Annotated in this window: 1 pseudogene; it reads right to left on the reverse strand. The window is 80.8% G+C overall.

Annotated elements, in window-relative coordinates:
- Window positions 1–180: 180 nt before the first annotated feature.
- Window positions 181–400 (reverse strand): annotated as a pseudogene (locus A4V12_RS35190) (substrate-binding domain-containing protein); the annotation flags it as partial.

Raw genomic sequence — 400 nt, forward strand, 5'->3', positions numbered from 1 at the left:
ACAGTCTCGTATGCCCGATGTAAGGTCGTGGGGCTGTGGGGCCGAGGAGCTGGGCCGGTCCGGGTGAGGGGGGTGGGCCGGCCGGGCCTGGGAGGCGGGCCGGTCCGCCCGAGCGGGCGGGCCCGGGCGGCCTCCCGCCGTGCGGGCCGCGGCCCGCCGGAGGTGCCGCCGCGTGCGGCGCTACTGGCCGTCGCAGCCGCAGGACCGGCGCACTATCAGCGCCGACGGGAACTGCTTGACCCGCTCCCGGCGCGACCCCGCCACCCGCAGGCCGTCGTCGAGCACCAGGTCCACCGCCGCGCGGGCCATGGCGGGGCGGTCGGAGGAGACCGTCGTCAGCGGCGGGGGGGGGGGGGCCGCCCCCTTTGCGTCTCCGAGCCGGCCCCCCCCCCGGGCGCCC

This window comes from Streptomyces noursei (genome assembly GCF_001646665.1).
Taxonomy (GTDB): Bacteria; Actinomycetota; Actinomycetes; order Streptomycetales; family Streptomycetaceae; genus Streptomyces; species Streptomyces lavendulocolor.